Origin of the sequence: Tahibacter sp., from assembly GCF_032229445.1 — a bacterium.
In the GTDB taxonomy this organism is placed as follows: Bacteria; Pseudomonadota; Gammaproteobacteria; order Xanthomonadales; family Rhodanobacteraceae; genus Tahibacter.
This window is the reverse complement of record NZ_JAVTWC010000030.1, coordinates 1-17,150: the sequence shown is the minus strand read 5'-3', so window position 1 is coordinate 17,150 and position 17,150 is coordinate 1. Positions and strand designations below refer to the sequence as shown.

16 protein-coding genes are annotated in these 17,150 nt (G+C 66.6%); 10 read left to right on the top strand and 6 right to left on the bottom strand.

Going from position 1 to position 17,150, the window contains the following annotated elements; translation table 11 throughout:
* Positions 1 to 1,946 (bottom strand): TonB-dependent receptor (locus RUU78_RS06890; RefSeq protein WP_313915000.1); only part of this gene is annotated, 1,946 nt, incomplete at its 3' end.
* Between the two features lie 322 nt (positions 1,947 to 2,268).
* Between RUU78_RS06890 and rpsF the strand changes: the two genes are divergently transcribed.
* From rpsF to radA, 6 genes are all read left to right on the top strand, one after another.
* Positions 2,269 to 2,676 carry a 30S ribosomal protein S6 gene (gene rpsF / locus RUU78_RS06885; RefSeq protein ID WP_313914998.1) on the top strand — a complete coding sequence of 136 codons (408 nt, stop codon included), beginning with the start codon at positions 2,269 to 2,271 and terminating at the stop codon, positions 2,674 to 2,676.
* Positions 2,677 to 2,691: 15 nt separating this feature from the next.
* Entirely contained in the window at positions 2,692 to 2,916 is a 225-nt protein-coding gene (gene rpsR, locus RUU78_RS06880; RefSeq protein WP_313914997.1) for a 30S ribosomal protein S18, read from the top strand.
* Positions 2,917 to 3,051: 135 nt separating this feature from the next.
* Positions 3,052 to 3,498: a 50S ribosomal protein L9 gene (gene rplI / locus RUU78_RS06875; RefSeq protein WP_313914996.1), complete on the top strand. Its 447-nt coding sequence runs from the start codon at positions 3,052 to 3,054 to the stop codon at positions 3,496 to 3,498.
* Between the two features lie 329 nt (positions 3,499 to 3,827).
* Complete coding sequence (locus RUU78_RS06870) at positions 3,828 to 5,216, top strand: replicative DNA helicase (RefSeq protein WP_313914995.1); 1,389 nt, start codon at positions 3,828 to 3,830, stop codon at positions 5,214 to 5,216.
* Between the two features lie 158 nt (positions 5,217 to 5,374).
* Complete coding sequence (gene alr, locus RUU78_RS06865) at positions 5,375 to 6,451, top strand: alanine racemase (RefSeq protein WP_313914992.1); 1,077 nt, start codon at positions 5,375 to 5,377, stop codon at positions 6,449 to 6,451.
* A gap of 13 nt (positions 6,452 to 6,464) precedes the next feature.
* A complete protein-coding gene (gene radA, locus RUU78_RS06860; RefSeq protein ID WP_313914991.1) occupies positions 6,465 to 7,844 on the top strand; it encodes a DNA repair protein RadA in 1,380 nt (459 codons plus the stop codon).
* A 221-nt stretch (positions 7,845 to 8,065) separates the two neighbouring features.
* On the opposite strand, the gene RUU78_RS06855 is transcribed toward radA, so the two are convergent.
* Positions 8,066 to 8,758: a YceI family protein gene (locus RUU78_RS06855; RefSeq protein WP_313914990.1), complete on the bottom strand. Its 693-nt coding sequence runs from the start codon at positions 8,756 to 8,758 to the stop codon at positions 8,066 to 8,068.
* 128 nt (positions 8,759 to 8,886) lie between these two features.
* Positions 8,887 to 9,381: an SRPBCC family protein gene (locus tag RUU78_RS06850; RefSeq protein ID WP_313914989.1), complete on the bottom strand. Its 495-nt coding sequence runs from the start codon at positions 9,379 to 9,381 to the stop codon at positions 8,887 to 8,889.
* A gap of 100 nt (positions 9,382 to 9,481) precedes the next feature.
* Here RUU78_RS06850 and RUU78_RS06845 point away from each other — a divergent pair, with 100 nt between their 5' ends.
* From RUU78_RS06845 to RUU78_RS06830, 4 genes are all read left to right on the top strand, one after another.
* The gene (locus tag RUU78_RS06845) at positions 9,482 to 10,501 is read left to right on the top strand and encodes a helix-turn-helix domain-containing protein (protein ID WP_313914988.1); all 1,020 of its coding nucleotides are present in this window, start codon (positions 9,482 to 9,484) and stop codon (positions 10,499 to 10,501) included.
* A gap of 158 nt (positions 10,502 to 10,659) precedes the next feature.
* Complete coding sequence (locus tag RUU78_RS06840; protein ID WP_313914987.1) at positions 10,660 to 11,043, top strand: DUF393 domain-containing protein; 384 nt, start codon at positions 10,660 to 10,662, stop codon at positions 11,041 to 11,043.
* Positions 11,036 to 12,316 (top strand): fatty acid desaturase, encoded by a 1,281-nt coding sequence (locus RUU78_RS06835; protein WP_313914986.1) that lies wholly within the window; start codon positions 11,036 to 11,038, stop codon positions 12,314 to 12,316. Before RUU78_RS06840 ends, RUU78_RS06835 begins: the two co-directional genes overlap by 8 nt.
* Positions 12,317 to 12,427: 111 nt before the next feature.
* A complete protein-coding gene (locus RUU78_RS06830; RefSeq protein WP_313914985.1) occupies positions 12,428 to 14,284 on the top strand; it encodes a M48 family metalloprotease in 1,857 nt (618 codons plus the stop codon).
* Positions 14,285 to 14,332: 48 nt separating this feature from the next.
* On the opposite strand, the gene RUU78_RS06825 is transcribed toward RUU78_RS06830, so the two are convergent.
* The 3 genes from RUU78_RS06825 to RUU78_RS06815 all read right to left on the bottom strand — a co-directional run bounded on the left by RUU78_RS06825 (position 14,333) and on the right by RUU78_RS06815 (position 16,705).
* Positions 14,333 to 15,607, bottom strand: a complete 1,275-nt coding sequence (locus RUU78_RS06825) for an RNA polymerase sigma factor (RefSeq protein WP_313914984.1) — start codon at positions 15,605 to 15,607, stop codon at positions 14,333 to 14,335.
* A 53-nt stretch (positions 15,608 to 15,660) separates the two neighbouring features.
* Positions 15,661 to 16,188 carry an SRPBCC family protein gene (locus RUU78_RS06820; RefSeq protein WP_313914983.1) on the bottom strand — a complete coding sequence of 176 codons (528 nt, stop codon included), beginning with the start codon at positions 16,186 to 16,188 and terminating at the stop codon, positions 15,661 to 15,663.
* A gap of 91 nt (positions 16,189 to 16,279) precedes the next feature.
* A complete protein-coding gene (locus RUU78_RS06815; RefSeq protein WP_313914982.1) occupies positions 16,280 to 16,705 on the bottom strand; it encodes a YciI family protein in 426 nt (141 codons plus the stop codon).
* Between the last annotated feature and the right edge of the window lie 445 nt (positions 16,706 to 17,150).

Sequence of the window (17,150 nt, the reverse complement as noted above, 5' to 3'; positions counted from 1 at the left end):
CGTCGAGAGCAGGACGGTGTGCTCCTCGCCAAGGTCCCGCAGGGCGCCGCGCACTGGAACACCGACAGGTTCGCGTCCTGGATCCCGGTCGGGTTGTAGCTCGCGCCGACGGTGACCAGCAGGCGTTCCGTCAGCAGCGCCTCGAGATCGAGCTCGGCGCCATGGCCGACCGCCTTGTCCGCATTGACCAGCCGCGCGATGTTGGCGTTGCCGCCGACCGCGGTGAGCTGCGGATCGTCGATGGTGTAGCGGTACAGCGCGAAGCCCAGGCGCAGGCGGTTTTCCCACAGTTGCGCCTTGAGTCCGGCTTCCCACGACAGCACGGTTTCCGATTCGGCAACGGTCACGAGTTCGTCGTCGGGCAGGCTCGCGTCGGCGAACATCAGGCGTCCCTGCACGCTCGGCGCGCGGAAGCCGCGTGCGACGCGGCCATAGAAATTGACCTGGTCGCTGGCCTGGAACACCGCGCTCAGATCCCAGCTGATGTCGGTATCGCTGGGATTGGCATGGATGGGCGCGATCGGCGGACCGAACGGACCGACGACGCGTTGCGCCGAGAATTCCTTGCGGTCGTCGCTGTAGCGCAGCCCGCCGCGCAGCGTCAGGCGTTCGGTCACGTCATAGTCGCCCGAGGCGAACACCGCCCAGGCTTCGTTGTCCTGCCTCTGCGTCGCGTAGCCGTTCTGCGGCTGGCCGGGTGCCAACGTGTCGTAGCTGAAGCTGTCGACGTCGATGGACTCGTCGAAGCCGAACACGCCGGCCTGCCAGTCGAAGCGCCCCCATTCGTTGGACTCGATGCGGAATTCCTGGCTCAGCTGGCGGTGGTTCGGCAGGCCGTCGGCTGATTCGGCGGGGAACGGGATCAGGCCGGGGCCGTAGTTGCCGTCGCCGAGAAACACCGCGCCGTAGCCGCCGTCGATGTCGCCGCGGCTATAGGCATCGACGCTCTCGTAACCCGTGATCGAATGCAGCGTCGTGCTGCCGAGATCCCAGCGCAGGCGCAGGTTGGCGCCGAACTGACTGAGGTCCTGTTCGTTCCTGCCGTCGATCGAGACGCGGTCGCGCTCGAAGCCCTCGACCAGGTCATTGCTGCCTGGCCGGATGATATTGGCGCGGAACAGGCGCGCCGTGCCGTCGAGCTTGCGCGCATGGACGTTGAACAGCGCGTCGAAATCGTCGCTGGGCGCGAGCAGGTACTGCAGGCGCGCGGCGCTTTCGCGATAGCCCTCCAGATCGTCGCCGGGACCGTTGCGCGTGTTGTCGACCCAGTCGTCACGGCGCTGGTTGAGCACCGACAGCCGCAGCGCGCCGCTGTCGCCGACACCGCCGGTGACCGCGCCGGACAGATTGGTCGTGCCATAGCTGCCGTAGCTCAGGCTGGCGTAGCCGCCGAACTCGCGCTCGGGCCGCGCAGATTCGAACTTGATCACACCGGCCGGGGAATTGCGCCCGAACAGCGTGCCCTGCGGGCCGCGCGCCATTTCCACCTGGTCGAGATCGAAGATCGGGAAGCCCTTGAGGATCGGGTTCTCCTGCACCACGCCGTCGTAGACCAGCGATACGGGCTGGGACGCATTGAGATCGAAGTCGGTATTGCCCAGGCCACGGATATAGAAGCGCGGAAACGCGCGGCCGAACGATGACTCGATGTTGAGGCTGGGCAGGCGGCCTGAAAGAAAACGGACGTCGTCGCCGCCGGAGCCGAGCACGTCGAGCTTCTCGCTCTCGACGGCCGTGATCGCCATCGGCACGTCCTGGATGTTCTCGACCCGGCGCTGCGCCGTCACCGTCACGGTTTCCAGCGCGGGCGCCTCGGACGCGGACCTGGCGTCATCGTCTGTGCGGTCGGCCTGGGCCGGAACGGCGCCCGGAAGGATCAGCAGGATGGCAGCGGCAAGGCCGCTCAGGCGCGCGCCGCGGGGGCCGCGGCGATTCGACGTCGTCATGAATTGACCCTCTTGGCTATCGGCAGACAATGGCTGGGCAAGTACCGCCGCCTCCCCCGGTCCGCGTGGACGTCGGGCAGCGTTGCCGCACTGTGCACAAAATCATCCGGCGACGCCAGAACGCACCCGCCTGCGGCCGCGGGCAGCGCGCGGTGCGCTGACCGCCAGTCGCTTTGCGTTCAATAACTTGCCAACACCAGCCACCCCCGCTAGAATCCGCGACCCCGTGCGCCGATCCGGCCCTCCGGGGACCTTGCCTCACCGCGATCCGGGAGGCTGCGCAGCGGCATCCGCCGAACTGCGATATCCACAAGGAGTTTCCATGCGTCACTACGAAATCGTGTTCCTGGTCCATCCGGACCAGAGCGAACAGGTGCCCGCCATGATCGAGCGTTACAAGACGCTGATCGAAGGCGACAAGGGCGCCATCCACCGTCTGGAAGACTGGGGCCGCCGCCAGCTCGCGTTCCCGATCCAGAACCTGGCCAAAGCCCACTACGTCATGATGAACATCGAGTGCAGCCAGACCGTGCTGACCGAACTCGAGTCGGGCTTCCGCTTCAACGACGCCGTACTGCGCCACCTGATCCTGGTGCGCGACGAAGCCGTCACCGAACAGTCCTTCATCATGAAGACCAAGGACGAGAAGAGCGGCGATCGCCGTCGTCGCGATGACGATGAAGGCGGTTTCGGCGGCAATGCCGATTCCAACGACGCCGAAGCGGCCTAAGTCCAGGAGCCCACCATGTCCAAATTTTTCCGTCGCAAGAAGTTCTGCCGCTTCACCGCCGAAGGCACGGTCGAGATCGACTACAAGGATCTCAACACCCTGCGCCAGTACGTCGGCGAAACCGGCAAGATCGTGCCGAGCCGCATCACCGGCACGAAGGCGAAGTACCAGCGTCAGCTCGGCGTCGCCATCCAGCGCGCCCGTTTCCTCTCGCTGCTGCCGTACTGCGACAACCATTGAGCTGTATCTGCACGGGCTCCGAGGCAGGCCTCGGGGCTCGTGCCGTTTGAACAGTCCCGCGACGTTTAGCGACATCGCGATTCGGACAGCCACCGCTGCACCGGCCCGACCGGTGCTAACGAATCGGAGAATCCCATGCAACTGATCCTGCTGCAGAAAGTGAAGAACCTCGGCGTGCTTGGCGACAAGGTCAACGTGAAACCGGGTTACGGCCGCAACTATCTCGTCCCGCAGGGCAAGGCCGTGGCGGCCACCGCCGACAACCTCGCCCAGTTCGAACAGCGCCGCGCCGAGTTCGAAGCCAAGGCCAACCAGGTCCTGACAGGCGCCGAAGCGCGCAGGGCCGCCCTGGAAGGCGCCAGCGTCACGATCAGTGCGAACGCGAGCCCGGAAGGCAAGCTGTTCGGTTCGGTCGGTCCGCGCGACATCGCCGAGGCATTCAGCGCCGCCGGCAAGCCGCTGGAAAAGTCCGAAGTGATCATAGGCGAAGGCGCGCTGCGCCATCTCGGCGAATTCGAAGTGCAGGTCCACCTGCATGCCGACGTGCATACGACAGTCAAGGTCGTCATCACCGCCGGCTGATCGCTGCGCGCCAGCGCTGCAACTGCGTAGTCGACGGGCGCCCTCGTGGCGCCCGTTTCTTTTCCCAGGCGTCAGCGCCCTCGTGGCGCCCGTTTCTTTTCCCAGGCGTCAGCGCCCTCGTGGCGCCCGTTTCCCTCCCCGGCGACAGCGCCCTCGTGGCACCGCTTGTTTTTTATGCAACACGTTCGTGTGCAGTCAATGCCGTGTCTCTGACACCTGAATGCGACTGCACAACATATCCTCGACTTATCCCCAGCTTGTTGTCTCGACAGATGAGACGGCGCTTCGCATCATCGAACGCCGTGCCAGTCGCTCGCCGCGAGAGTTCAATGGCCGCTTTACCCGATCGCAAGACCGTCCAACGCCTCGATGCCCTGCGCATTCCGCCGCACTCGATTGACGCCGAGCAGGCGGTGCTCGGCGGCCTCATGCTCTCGCCCGAGGCCTGGGACAAGGTCGCCGATCGTCTCAACGAAGACGACTTCTATCGCAAGGACCACCGCGTCATCTTCCGCGCGATCTCGGAACTCTCGAACAAGGGCATGCCCAGCGACGCGGTGACGCTGGGCGAGTGGTTCGAGTCGCAAGGCCTGTCCGATCTCGTCGGCGGCACCGCCTACATCCTGCAGCTGGCAAACACCACGCCGAGCGCGGCGAACATCATTGCCTACTGCGACATCGTGCGCGAGAAATCCGTGCTGCGTCAGCTCATCGACGCGGGCACCGAAATCGTCGGCGACGGCTTCGCGCCGGAAGGCCGCAGCACGCAGGAAATCCTCGAAGGCGCCGAGCAGCGCGTGTTCCGCATCGCCGAGGCCGGCGCGCGCGGCCGCCAGGGCTTCGTGCCGATGCGCACCGCGGTCAAGGACGCGTTCGCGATCCTGCACCACCGCTTCGAGAACCGCGGCACTGTCACCGGCATGCCGACCGGCTTCACCGACCTCGACGAGATGACCGCCGGCCTGCAGCCCTCGGACCTCATCATCGTCGCGGCGCGCCCGGCCATGGGCAAGACCGCGTTCTCGCTCAACATGGCCGAATACGCAGCGATGAAGACCAAGCGTGCGGTGGCCGTGTTCTCGATGGAAATGTCGGCCTCGCAGCTGGCTTTCCGCCTGATTTCGTCGGTCGGCCGCATCAACCAGCAGCACCTGCGCAACGGCGACATCCAGGAAGAGGAATGGCCGCGCGTGACCAGCGCGATCACGCTGCTGTCCGAAGCGAAAATCTTCATCGACGACACGCCGGCGCTGTCACCGGGCGAATTGCGCGCGCGCTGTCGCCGCCTCAAGCGCGAGCATGATCTCGGCCTGATCGTGATCGACTACCTGCAGCTGATGCAGGTGCCTGGGAACAAGGAGAATCGCGCCACCGAAATTTCAGAAATCTCGCGCAGCCTCAAAGCGCTGGCGAAGGAACTGAATGTGCCGGTGATTGCCCTGTCCCAGCTCAACCGCTCGCTGGAACAGCGTCAGGACAAGCGCCCGGTCATGGCCGATCTGCGCGAATCCGGCGCTATCGAGCAGGACGCGGACGTCATCATGTTCATCTACCGCGACGACTACTACAACCAGGATTCGCCGGACAAAGGACTGGCCGAGATCATCATCGGCAAGCAGCGTTCCGGCCCTACCGGCAGCCTCAAGCTGACCTTCCTCGGCCAGTACACGAAGTTCGAAAACTACGCGTCGGACAACTATCTGGGCTCGTATGAGTAGCGGGAATGAGTAAGCAGGAGTGAGCAACGAGTGGGAGCTGTGCAGCGTCGCCAACATCAGTGTTGCTCGTCACTTCTACCGTTTAATGCCAGCGGCGTGCTGACCCGGTCACGCGCCTTCCTCTCTTTTCTCGCTTCTCTCCCCTCGTTTCCCGCTCCATGAGCCGCTCTGCCGTCGCCACGATCCACCTGTCCGCGCTGCGCGCGAATCTGGCGCGCCTGCGCACGCTGAGCCAGGGCGCAAAGGTGATGGCCGTGGTCAAGGCCGACGGCTATGGCCACGGACTCGAACGGGTCGCCCGCGCACTGGCCGACGCGGACGCGTTCGGCGTCGCCGCGATCGCCGATGGCCAGCGCTTGCGCGCGGCCGGTCATACGCAGCGCATCGTCGTGCTGTCGGGGCCGGACGAGGCCGCCGATCTCGCCGAACTGCGCCGCCTGCGCCTTGACGCGGTGATCCACCACGATTCGCAGCTCGCCTGGCTCGAAGCCGACCGCGATGCGCGACGCCTGCGCGTCTGGCTCAAGATCGACAGCGGCATGCATCGGCTGGGCTTCGCGCCCGAACGCACAGCCGAGGTGCTGGCGCGACTGAAAGCCGCGCCGACAGTCGACGACGACGTCGTGCTCATGACCCACTTTGCCGCCTCGGACGAATTCGACAACGACGCCACGGCGCGGCAGATCGCGCGCTTTGCGCAAGCCACGCAGGGTCTGCCAGGCCTGCGCTGCCTGTCCAACTCGGCCGGCCTCCTCGGCTGGCCTGCCGCGCGCGGCGACTGGGTGCGAGCCGGCGGCCTGCTGTATGGGCTGTCCGTCATCGCCGACAAGCGCGGCACCGATCTGGGTTTCGATCCGGCCATGAGCCTGTCGACTCGCCTGATCGCGATCAACCATCTGCGGCGCGGAGAAAGGGTTGGCTACGCGGGTACCTGGGAATGTCCGGTCGACATGGACATCGGCGTGATCGCGATCGGCTATGGCGACGGCTATCCGCGCAGCGCCGCTACCGGCACGCCGGTGCTCGTGCGTGGCCAGCGCGCGCAGATCGTCGGCCGCGTCTCGATGGACCTGGTCACGATCGACCTGCGCAACGTGCCTGGCGCGCGGGTCGGCGACCGCGCGCTGCTCTGGGGCCGCGGCCTGGCCGTGGAAGAAATCGCCGCTCGCGCCGGCACGATTTCCTATGACCTGACCTGTGGCATGACCAAGCGCGTACTGTTCGTCGAAGACTGACACGGAGACGTCCATGGCCAAGGCGAAGACCGCCTATGTCTGCAACGAGTGCGGCAGCGAACACACCCGCTGGCAGGGCCAGTGCGCCGACTGCGGCGCCTGGAACTCGATGAGCGAGATCGTGCTGAGCGCTGCGAAGAGCGCTCCTGCCGCGCCGCGACGCAGTGGGGGCTACGCCGGCGATGCAAGCGCGCCGCGCGTGCTGTCGCTCGTCGATGTCGCGCAGGATGCGCAGGCGCGCACGTCCATCGGCATCGGGGAGCTCGATCGTGTGCTCGGCGGCGGTCTCGTGGAAGGCTCGGTCGTGCTGATCGGTGGCGATCCGGGTATCGGCAAGTCGACCTTGCTGTTGCAGATGCTCGGTGCGCTCGGCGAACGCCTGAGCGGCCTGTATGTCACTGGCGAGGAATCGCTGGCCCAGGTCGCCGCCCGCGCGCAGCGCCTCGGCCTGGCGCTGGCGCCGCTGCGCGCGCTCGCGGAAACCTGCGTGGAGCGCATTGTGGAACATGCCGCAGCGCAGAAGCCGCATGTGCTGATCATCGACTCGATCCAGACGATCTGGACGGAACTGCTGACGGCGGCGCCGGGCTCGGTCAGCCAGGTACGCGAATCGGCAGCGAAACTGACGCGCTTTGCCAAGGAATCGGGCATCAGCGTGTTCCTGGTCGGCCACGTCACCAAGGAAGGCGGCATTGCCGGGCCGCGCGTGCTCGAGCACATGGTCGACGCAGTGCTGTATTTCGAGGGCGAATCCGGCAGCCGCTTCCGTGTGCTGCGCGCATTCAAGAACCGCTTCGGTGCGGTCAACGAACTGGGCGTGTTCGCGATGTCGGAAAAAGGCCTGCGCGAAGTACCGAACCCGTCAGCGATCTTCCTGTCCGCGCACACCGGCCCGACTCCCGGCAGCGCCGTCATGGTCACGCGCGAAGGCACGCGACCGCTGCTGGTCGAGGTGCAGGCGCTGGTCGACCAGTCGCCACTCGCGAACCCGCGCCGCGTCGCGCTGGGCCTGGAGCAGAACCGTCTCGCCATGCTGCTGGCCGTGCTGCATCGCCACGGCGGCGCGGCGGTCTATGACCAGGATGTGTTCGTCAACGTCGTCGGCGGCATCCGCGTGCAGGAAACGGCAGCCGACCTGCCGATCCTGTTCGCGATCCTGTCGAGCTTTCGCGACCGCGCCCTGCCCGACAAGCTCGTTGCGTTCGGTGAAGTCGGTCTGTCCGGCGAAATCCGCCCCGTGCCCAACGGCGAGGAGCGCCTCAAGGAAGCCGCGACACACGGCTTCCTCAAGGCAGTCGTGCCGCGCGCGAACGCGCCGAAAAAGTCCCGCATCGGAGAAATGGAAATCGTCGGCGTTGACAGACTGAGTGACGCGCTGGACGCGATCATGTGAAGCCTGCAGGACGCAAGCCCAAGGCAGTGGAAGGGAGCCGCCCAGAAGTTGCCGAAGGTCTGAAAAACCCACGCATTCACACCATCCCCACTCAACCCTGCGGCCCGTTGGGCGTGCAGGGCAACCAGAACCTATGGTTCCAAACGGTTGCCCTGCCCCCTTGAAGGGGAGGGCTTTTCATCGCGCCGGCGGCGGGTTGGCTGAGCACATCAGCTCGGCGTTCAATCCTTCTTCGTCGCCTCCGGCGGCGCCGGCAGCTTGTCCTTGAACGCCTCGACCTGGATCTGCAGACGTATGCGGCCCATGCCGTTGTCGGCGTATTGGGTCATGCCGAAATCGGCGCGGTCGAATTCTCCGCTGGCATCGGCGCCGCAGACCGGCTTGTTGTAGTACGGGTGGTCGATGCACTTGAACGTATTGATCGTCAGCTTCACCGGCTTCGTGACGCCGCGCAGCGTCAGCGAGCCGTCGACCCCGCTCGGCGTGTCGCCGTTGAAGCGCAGCGTGCCGGCATAGGTCATCGTCGGGTACTTCGACGCATTGAGCCAATCGTCGGTGACCGCGTGCGTGTCCATGCCGGCATGGCCGAAGTCGATGCTGCCGGACGCGATCTCGATATTCACGCTGCCGCTGCGCGCGGCAAGATCCAGCGTGACTTCACCCGAACTGCGCGTGAACTTGCCGCGCCAGACGGAAATGCCCATGTGCGGCATCTCGAAGCTCGGATAGGTGTGGTCGGGATCGATGACGTATTTCTCGGGCGCGGCATAGGCCGGCAATGCAACAAGGGCAAACAGGACGAGCAGGCGCGGATACAGGAACATGACGAAGATCCTCGGTGACGGATGGGCGGACGCGGGTGAGACGATGTAGCTTTCCTGGTAGAGCACAGCCATATCGGTTGCTCTGCGCATTCGTTCCTGGCGTCGAACGGGTGCGCGCGAAATCGACATGCGACGACATACGGTCCGTACCGCATGCTGCGCAGGCGACACGAACAACACACCTGCGATCATGGCCGGGCCTGCCGAGAGGCATCGCGTCACGACGCGTGTCCCAGTTCCTTTCCCAGCGCCGTCAGCAGATCCTCCCAACCCTGTTCGCGCGAGGCCGACGAATCGTGCCGGTCGAGGAAGGCACCCTGCTCGGTCAGTCGCAGCCGCGTGCCGCCGCCTTCGGCGATGAATTGCACGCTCAGCAGCGAGGCGGAAATACGCACCGCATCGCGGGCCATGCTGTAGGCCAGGACAATGCGATGCGGCGCCAGAATGTCGAGGTAGCGCACTTCGTTGCGGTAAACGGGCTCGCCAGCCTTGCGTTGGAAACTACCGTGCTCCCGGCCACCGACGCGGAAATCGTGCTCGTACTCGGCCAGGTCCCAGCCTTTGCCGGCGACGAACCAGCGACTCTTCGCAGCGGGATCAGCCCAGGCTGCGAAGACCTGCACCGGCATCGCGGCGTAGACGCGCTCGATCGTGAATTGCGCATGGGCGACGGCGTGTTCGTTCGCGTGGGGCCACTCGTCAGGGGCGCTCATTCGGCGGACTCCAGGAGAGACGACCATTGTCGACCGCGACGCCTTGCGCCGACCAGACCCCTGCCGCGATGCTGCGCATCCGTCCGATCACACACCGCCCATGCTCGACACGCTGACCCTGTTCCTGATCGGCTTCTCGCTCGGCAGCGCCCTGCTGCTGATCGCCGCGAACCTCAGCGGTTATGGCGCCGCCGGGCACGGCGCGCTCGCACGGAGTGCCGGCATCGTCCTGCTGCTGGCCCTGGCCGCACTGCAATGGCTGCATGGCGCTTATCTGCTGCGCGGCGACGCACTGTTCGCGTCCATGCTCTATGCGGGGCTGCTGTACGTGGCCGCGGCGGCGTTCTATCTGTTTTTCATCGAAGTGCTGCACCCGTCGGCGGCGATGAAACTCTGGCGCCTGCTTCACTTCCTGCCGGCGCTGCTCGCCATGTTCCTGCCGCCGCACCTGTCGATCCCGCTCGCATTCCTGGTCGGCACCGTGCATGCGCTGCTGTTGTTGCGCGTGGTCTACCGGCTGCGTGCACAGCGACGCCATTTCCGCCTCGAGGCCACCGCGTTCGCGGGCTTTGCGCTGATCGCCGCGCTCGTGCTCATGCTCGGCCTGGGCGCTCCCTGGTTGGGCGAACGTGTATTTTTCCTCGGCTATGCGCAGTTGATCGGGCTCGCGTTCTGGCTGGCGCTCTGGCTGCTGCTGCGCTTTCCCGACCTGCCCGGCCGCGCCGCCGACGCGGTACGCAGCGCCTACGCGAACTCGACCCTGGCCCGGATCGACAAGGACGAAGCACTGCAGCGGTTGCGCCACCTGCTGGTCGGGGAAAAGATCTACACCGACGAGAACCTGAGCCTGTCGGGCCTGGCCGGGCTGATGGCACTGACCCCGCACCAATTGTCCGAACTCATCAACACGGCCTATGGCGTCGGCTTTTCGCGCCATGTGCGCGAGCATCGCATAGAGGCGGCCAAGCGCCTGCTGCTGGCCGAGCCTGAGGCGTCAGTGTTGTCGATAGGCCTGGCCGTCGGGTTCAACTCGCAGTCGAACTTTTATGCCGCCTTCCGTGAGATCACCGGTGAAGTACCGGGGCGCTATCGCAAGCGCGGCGGCAGCCCGGAGCCGTGACTTTCTGCGTTCTGATCATTCCGGAAATCGCCAAGCCATTGATCGCACAGGGCCACTGAAACCCGACAAATAAATCCGCTGCGTTCTTGTCATTGTGGAAGCGCGACCGGCCCGCGTCGGCCGACGCTGTCGTCCGTCACCACGACGGAGCGTTCCGCATGTCCTGCGTCCCATCCATCACCGTCTTCTTCGATGGCCATTGCCCGGTATGCCGGCGCGAGGTCGCCGCCTATCGCCGCCTCGCACCCGCCGCACCGGTCCGCTGGCGCGACATCGCGATCACGCCGCCGACAGCGGAACAGGACGGCTTCGATCTCACTGCGGCGCTGGCGCTGCTGCATGTACGCGATGGCGACGGCCGCCTGCGCATCGGTCTCGACGCACACCTGTGCCTGTGGCAGCAACTGCCCGGCTGGCGTCTGCTGGTGAAACCGCTGCGGCGCTCGGTGCGGCTGCGCAATGCCGTCGACGCGCTGTACCGCCTGTTCACGCGCTACCGTCCAGGGTTGCGTCGGCGCGCGCGGGAGCAGGGTCATGGCTGAGCGCGTGCCCTGGCAAGACCTGACCAGGCTGGCTCCACACGAAATCCTGGCCGAGATCGTCCTGCCGCTGCCGTGGCTGCTGCTCGCCTGGAGCCTCGCCGCACAGGGCTGGTCCGCGCTGGCGCTGCTGGCGATGGCGCCGTTCTTCACAACGGCGCTGCGCCTGACCCATGACACCTTCCATCGCAACCTGGGTCTGGAGCGGCGCGCCGGCGACCTGCTGCTGTTTGCCCTGAGCCTGCTGCTCGGCGGCGCGCTGCATGCGATCGAGTACACCCACCTGCGCCATCACCGCGACAGCCTCGGCGCCGACGATATTGAGGGACGCATGGCGCGCTACGGGTTCTGGGCCGCGCTCGTGCGCAGCCCGCTCTATCCGCTGCTCATCCATGTCGAGACGCTGCGCCGCGGCAGCACGCGGCAACGACGCTGGGTGAGGCGCGAACTGGTCGCCGTCGCGCTGGTGCAGGCACTGATCTGGAGTAGTGGCGACACCGCCCTGCAGACGCTGTCGCTCGCGTTGCTGCTCGCCAACGCGCTCGTGCCGATGATCGGCATCTGGAGCGTGCATCGCGACTGCGATAGCGGCCATGCGCGCAGCAGCCGGCGCGGCTGGCTGCTGCGCCTGAGCTTCAACATGCTCTACCACGACGAGCACCACGCCTATCCGGGCGTGCCGGCACGACGGTTGCCACAGCTGGTGCAACGCATCGATGCGCAGCGCACGGATGCGGTGCCGGACGTGCTCGATTTCAGGCTGCGGCGACGCCCGGGGACACGTGCCGCGGGCCTGCTGGTGCTGGCGTTGCTGCTGGCCGGTTGCGAGCCACGCAGCGCGGCGCAGGCGCAGATCGACGTCTGCGCGCTCGTCCTCGGGGCGATCGACACCACCGAACTGCCGATCGCCATCGCCGCGCCGGCGCACGACACGCTAGCCGGCTCGTGCCTGCTACGGTCCGACGCCGACGCGCAGCGGCACGCGCAGGTCCAGGTACACCTTTACACCGGTGCGGCGGCGCGATTGCACGAGGGCTCGCTCGAGCGGACCTGGCGCATCGCCCTGGCCGAAGCGCGCAGCAACTACGGCAGCGACGGCGGCACCCTGGCGCTGCGGCGCACCCGCGCGGGCTCGGTATTCGGCTTCGAGCGCGGCGGCGGCGGACAGATCCTGCTGCAGGGCCGCGGCCTGATTCTCGAGATCGGCGCGCGCGGCATGGAACGCGACGACGCCTTCGTTATGGCCGAGCGGATCTGGCGCGCGCTGCAGCGGTAGCGGCGGCACGGTTCCCAGCGCCATTCCACCCTGTGCCGGCGCCCTCGATTCCGGTTTGAAGCGACGGCCGAACGCGGCGATCATGGCGCCTCGGCACAGGGGAAGCACCGTATGACCCGCATGGAATTCGAGGCGCTCGTCGCGCGTCTGGACACGCTCGCGCAGAACGACCCGCGCGGCTACAAGTTGCGCCTCATCGCTCTGGCCCTGCTCGGCTACGGCTATCTGGCCGGCATCGTCTGTCTGCTGATCGCGCTGCTGCTTGCCACGGCACTGTCGGTGATCTTCCTTAAGGCGCTCGCGCTCAAGCTGATGATCCCGCTGGCGTTCTTCATCTGGGTCGTGCTGCGTGCGCTGTGGGTGCGGATCACACCCCCGGTCGGCTTCGCGGTGACGGCACGCACCGCGCCGGCGCTGTTCGAACGCATCGACCAGTTGCGTCGGACGCTGAAGGCGCCGCGCTTCCATCGCGTGCTGATCACCGACGATTTCAACGCCGCAGTGATGCAGGTGCCGCTGCTGGGCCTGTTCGGCTGGCATCGCAACTACCTGTTGCTCGGCCTGCCGCTGCTGAAATGCCTGACCCGCGAACAGCTCGATGCGGTGCTCGCGCACGAGTTCGGCCATCTTGCCGGTGGGCACGCGCGCTTCGGCAACTGGCTGTACCGCTCGCGCGCGGTCTGGCTGCAACTGGCCGAGAGCATCGGGCGCGCCGGCGGCGGCGGCAGTTTCCTGTTCCGCCGGTTTTTCCAATGGTACGTACCGTATTTCCGCGCCTGGACCTTCCCGCTCGCGCGCGCGAACGAATACGAAGCCGACGCCGTGTCGGCGCGCCTGACCTCACCGCGCGTTGCGGCCGAGGCGCTGACCAGCGTCAATGTCGGCGCGGCCCTGCTCGAAGAGCGGTTCTGGCCGGACCTGCACCGCAATGCCGACGAACAGCCGCAACCGGCTTTCCTACCATATGCCCGCCTCGGCCAGGGACTCGACCGCGACTTCCACAGCGACGACGGCCGCCGCTGGCTCGACCAGGCGCTCGCGCGCGAGACCACCTGCGACGACACGCATCCGGCGCTGCGCGACCGGCTCGCCGCACTGAAGCAGCAGGCCTGCGTCGCACCACCGACCGAAGGCAGCTCCGCCGACCATCTGCTCGGCGCGCTGCGCGAGCGCATCATCGAGACCTTCGACACGCGCTGGAAGGAACAGGTCAGCCACGACTGGCGCCAGCGCTACGACACCGTGCAGCAGGGCCGACGCCGACTCGAGGAGCTGGACCAGCTTGCGGCGTCGCGCTCGCTCGATGTCGACGAAATGCTCGAGCGCGCGCACCTGCTGGGCGATGCGCGCAAGGACCCGGACGGCGCGCTGGAGCAGCTGCGGCAGGCAGTCGAGGCACATGCGGACAGCGCGCCGGCGAATTTCTACTACGGCCTGCGCCTGCTCGCGCGCAACGATGCGGCCGGTGTCGCATTCATGACCCGCGCGATGGAGCTACAGCCCGATGCCAAGGGCGCCGTCAGCGAAGCGCTGCGCGATTACTACTGGCGCAACGGCGACAAGGCCAGCGCCAACGCCTGGCACGAGCAGGCGGAACGCCACGAGGCGATCAGTGACCAGGCCCGCGCCGAGCGCGCGCGCTTTGCCATCAGCGACACACTGCGGCCGCACGACCTCACCCTTGAACAGGTCGCCGCAATCACGGCGCAGCTGCGCGAACTCGGCATCTATCGGGCCTGGCTCGCCCAGCGCGTGCTCAAGCACATGCCCGAGCGGCCGCAGCTCGTGCTGGGTTTCCGCGCGACCAGACCACTGCGCTGGCACTCCGCCGCCCGCGCCGAGCAGCAGCAGCGCCAGATCCTTGCGCGCATCGCGTTTCCGCACGACGTCATCGTGCTCGCGGTCGACGGTGACAATGTGAAATTTGGGAGAAAATTATCAAAAGTAAAAGGCTCGCGTCTCTACTGAACGGCGAGCAGCTGTGGCGGGTCGCCGTAAACAGGTGGACGGCGACGTTCAGCCGTCGGTGGTGCGGCGCTCCAGACATTCCGCGGCGCGGCGCTGCAAGAGCGCCTGCTCGCGCACGTTGCGCGTCAGCGCCGCCGCGCGGCGGAATTCCGCTGCCGCTTCGCCGCGGCGGTCGAGCCTGGCCAGCAGGTCGCCGCGCACGCTGGGCAGCAGATGGTAGTTGGCCAGGCTCGCCTCGTGCTGCAACGCGTCGGCGATCACGAGCCCGGCCGCCGGCCCGAACGCCATCGATACCGCGACCGCGCGGTTGAGTTCGATCACCGGCGACGGTGCAACCTGGGCGAGCGCGCCGTACAGCGCGGCGATACGCAGCCAGTCGGTGTCGGCGGCGGCGCGAGCACGCGCATGGCACGCGGCAATCGCCGCCTGCAAGGCATAGAAGCCCGCGCCACCGCCGAGTTCCTCAGTGCGCGCGAGGGCGGCAAGCCCGCGCCGGATCAGCAACTGGTTCCAGCGCGCCCGGTCCTGTTGCAGCAGCAGTATCGGCTCGCCGTTCGCGTCCACGCGCGCCACTGCGCGCGAGGCCTGGATTTCCATCAGCGCGAGCAGACCCTGGGCTTCGGCCTCACGCGGCATCAGCGCGACGAGGATGCGGCCCAGGCGCATCGCCTCCTCGCACAACTGCGGCCGCATCAGGTCGTCGCCGGCGGTCGCCGCATAGCCTTCGTTGAAGATGAGATAGATCACGCCGAGCACCGAGGACAGGCGCTGCGCCAGTTCTGCGGCCGGCGGAACCTCGAACGGCACGTGCGCGTTGGTCAGCATGCGCTTGGCGCGCACGATGCGCTGGGCGATCGTGGGTTCGGGCTGTAGAAAGGCGCGCGCGATCTCGTCCGTCGTCAGTCCTGCGATCAGGCGCAGGGTCAGCGCGGCGCGCGCCTCGCTCGACAGCACCGGATGACACGCGATGAAGATCAGCCGCAACACGTCATCGCCGACGCTGTCGTCGAGCTGCTCGCCGTCGGGCGCCTGCAGCAGTTCGTGCAGTTCCTGTTCGACGCCGAGTTGTTCGTGCTTGCGCTGCGCCATGTCATTGCGCCGCAGGCGATCGATCGCCCGATGCTTGGCCGCGGCCATGAGCCAGGCGCCCGGATTGTCCGGCACGCCGCCTTGCGGCCATTGCTCCAGCGCCGCGACCAGCGCGTCCTGGGCCAGGTCCTCGGCCAGGCTCAAATCGCGCACGAGGCGCATGAGCCCGCCGATCAGGCGCGTGGACTCCATGCGCCAGACCGTGGCGATGGCCTTGTGCGGCGCCGCGCTCATGCGCCAGGGGCCGCGGTGAGAAGGACAACATGCCGGTGTGCTCGCATCGCGCTTCAGGACTCCGCACGGGCCTTGAGATTGGCCAGGCCACTCTCGAAATCCTTGCCGACCAGCGTGTCCATGCTGACGACCAGACCCATGAGTTTGGACAGGTACGGTTGCGGACCGTACATCGCCCAGACCACGTCGGTCGAGTCGCCATCCGGTTGCAGCGCGAATTCGGCGGTGTTGTGCGCTTCGAATGGCTTGAGGAAATCGAGCTGGATGCGGATGCGCGAGTACGGCGTCGATTCGACGATCTGCATGCGCCCCTTTCCGACCTTGCTGTTGCCTTCCCAGGCGTAGGCCGAATCCCTGCCGCTGGCCGGGCCGCTGTAGTCGCGCTTCAGCGCGGGATCCCTGTTTTCCCACGGCGACCACGCGGTCCAACGGCGAAAGTCGTCGATCAGCGCGAAGATCGTGTCCGGCGCAGCCCCGATGCGAATACGGCGTTCGATGCGGAACGAATCGGGGCGGAACGCGGCGGTGATGAGCAGGCCGGCCACCGCGACCACGATGACCCAAAAGATAATCGTGAACATGTGATTCCCCTCGTGACACGGCGGCATCGTGCGCGGATGCCGCCGTCGGCGAATTCTCGCAGCGCGCGGCGGCGCCGAGCGCTGCCCCGGCTTACCCGCGCTTGGCCATCTCCGCGCGAAGACGGTCTTCCTGTTCGCGCAGCTCCGGGGTGAATTCCGCGCCGAAATCCTCGGCTTCGAACACGGGACGGATCTCGATGACGCTGTGCTCGCCGGTCGGATTCGGGCAGCGCTTGACCCATTCGACGGCTTCGTCGAGATCGCGCACCTGCCAGATCCAGAAGCCGGCGACGAGTTCCTTGGTTTCGGCGAACGGTCCGTCGACCACGCTGCGCTTGTCGCCGGAGAACTGCACGCGCGCACCTCGTGCGCTCGGGTGCAGGCCTTCGCCGGCGAGCATGATGCCGGCGTTGACGAGTTCTTCGTTGTAGCGGCCCATGTCGGCCAGCAGTTGCTCGCTCGGCATCACGCCCGCTTCGGTATCGGCATTGGCCTTGACCAGGATCATGCAGCGCATCGTCGTTCTCCTTGCTTCGGGGGGCTGCCACCGCTATTGGCGGCCGGTTCTGCTCAAGCGTCGGACGAGAGTGTGCTGGATCGACAGGCGATGAAAATCAATTCGCGCCCGGAACAGTCGCGATGAAAACGAAAAAGAGGCCGGACGATTTCTCGTCCGGCCGGAAAAAACCCGCAGCCCCGCGGCCCGGCTCTAGAGAACCGCTGAACAGGTCGATATTTGCTTTTGATTTCGGAGCCCCCTTGAGTCAAGGGGGTGAAGAGTGATCGCTCAGAACCGCAGGTTCTGATCGCTCTGAACGCCCGACGGGCCGGACCGGCCAAACGCCTGCGTAGCAGGCGCTTGGCGGGGTTGTGGAGATCTGGTGCTGAGTACAAGAGCGGTAGTGCAAGGACTTGGTGGAGTCGGGGACTGGCGCGGTAGCGATGAAGCTCCGTTTCCAGTC

Bases quoted from the DNA above. Each gene is read 5' to 3' on its own strand.
- rpsF (WP_313914998.1), top strand. From the start codon at position 2,269: ATGCGTCACTACGAAATCGTGTTCCTGGTCCATCCGGACCAGAGCGAA.
- rpsR (WP_313914997.1), top strand. From the start codon at position 2,692: ATGTCCAAATTTTTCCGTCGCAAGAAGTTCTGCCGCTTCACCGCCGAA.
- rplI (WP_313914996.1), top strand. From the start codon at position 3,052: ATGCAACTGATCCTGCTGCAGAAAGTGAAGAACCTCGGCGTGCTTGGC.
- RUU78_RS06870 (WP_313914995.1), top strand. From the start codon at position 3,828: ATGGCCGCTTTACCCGATCGCAAGACCGTCCAACGCCTCGATGCCCTG.
- alr (WP_313914992.1), top strand. From the start codon at position 5,375: ATGAGCCGCTCTGCCGTCGCCACGATCCACCTGTCCGCGCTGCGCGCG.
- radA (WP_313914991.1), top strand. From the start codon at position 6,465: ATGGCCAAGGCGAAGACCGCCTATGTCTGCAACGAGTGCGGCAGCGAA.
- RUU78_RS06855 (WP_313914990.1), bottom strand. From the start codon at position 8,758: ATGCGCAGAGCAACCGATATGGCTGTGCTCTACCAGGAAAGCTACATC.
- RUU78_RS06850 (WP_313914989.1), bottom strand. From the start codon at position 9,381: ATGAGCGCCCCTGACGAGTGGCCCCACGCGAACGAACACGCCGTCGCC.
- RUU78_RS06845 (WP_313914988.1), top strand. From the start codon at position 9,482: ATGCTCGACACGCTGACCCTGTTCCTGATCGGCTTCTCGCTCGGCAGC.
- RUU78_RS06840 (WP_313914987.1), top strand. From the start codon at position 10,660: ATGTCCTGCGTCCCATCCATCACCGTCTTCTTCGATGGCCATTGCCCG.
- RUU78_RS06835 (WP_313914986.1), top strand. From the start codon at position 11,036: ATGGCTGAGCGCGTGCCCTGGCAAGACCTGACCAGGCTGGCTCCACAC.
- RUU78_RS06830 (WP_313914985.1), top strand. From the start codon at position 12,428: ATGACCCGCATGGAATTCGAGGCGCTCGTCGCGCGTCTGGACACGCTC.
- RUU78_RS06825 (WP_313914984.1), bottom strand. From the start codon at position 15,607: ATGAGCGCGGCGCCGCACAAGGCCATCGCCACGGTCTGGCGCATGGAG.
- RUU78_RS06820 (WP_313914983.1), bottom strand. From the start codon at position 16,188: ATGTTCACGATTATCTTTTGGGTCATCGTGGTCGCGGTGGCCGGCCTG.
- RUU78_RS06815 (WP_313914982.1), bottom strand. From the start codon at position 16,705: ATGCGCTGCATGATCCTGGTCAAGGCCAATGCCGATACCGAAGCGGGC.